Source organism: Pseudoxanthomonas kalamensis DSM 18571 (genome assembly GCF_010211745.1).
Lineage (GTDB): Bacteria > Pseudomonadota > Gammaproteobacteria > Xanthomonadales > Xanthomonadaceae > Pseudoxanthomonas_A > Pseudoxanthomonas_A kalamensis.
Genome location: NZ_PDWQ01000128.1, coordinates 1 through 535, shown reverse-complemented (window position 1 = coordinate 535; position 535 = coordinate 1). Strand labels below are relative to the sequence as shown.

The window sequence follows — 535 nt, the reverse complement described above, 5'->3', positions numbered from 1 at the left end:
GCCTGGGGTTCGGGCGGACCCGCTCGGCGAAGATGCCGTTCTTCGCGCGGCCGATCGCCAAGGCCATCGTCGATAAGGCGATGCGCGGCTTCGTCGGGCCGCAGGTGCGCCTGCACCTGGACTGGATGGAGCGCGAGCTAGCCGAGACCGGCTGGTTCGCTGGCGACCGCTTCACCGCGGCGGACGTGCAGATGAGCTTCCCGGTGCAGGCCGCGGCGGCGCGCATCGGCCTGCAGGCGCATCCGAACCTGGCCGGGTTCGTGCAGCGGATCGAACAGCGCCCCGCCTACCAGCGCGCGCTGCAGCAGGGTGGCCCGTTCGAGCTGCTGGGAAGCGCGCACGGCTGAGCCAGGCTCGCTGCGCGCGGCGTTTGCTGCTCAGGGCGCGGCGGGGAGGCGCCGGCCGGCGCCCATCCAGGCGATGCCGGCGGGCCTGCCCCCCAGGCCCTGGCCCTTCTTTGCCACGCCCAGCACCCGCGGCCACGTGGCGGCGCCGGGGCAGGCCTTTCCTTCCGCCGGTACCCCCGCCCGCTTCG

At 74.8% G+C, this 535-nt stretch carries 1 protein-coding gene; it reads left to right on the top strand.

Features of this window, described 5'->3' with window-relative positions; genetic code table 11:
- On the top strand, nucleotides 1-347 hold a 347-nt coding region (locus CSC70_RS14350), incomplete at its 5' end, for a glutathione binding-like protein (protein ID WP_211369519.1).
- Nucleotides 348-535 lie beyond the last annotated feature (188 nt).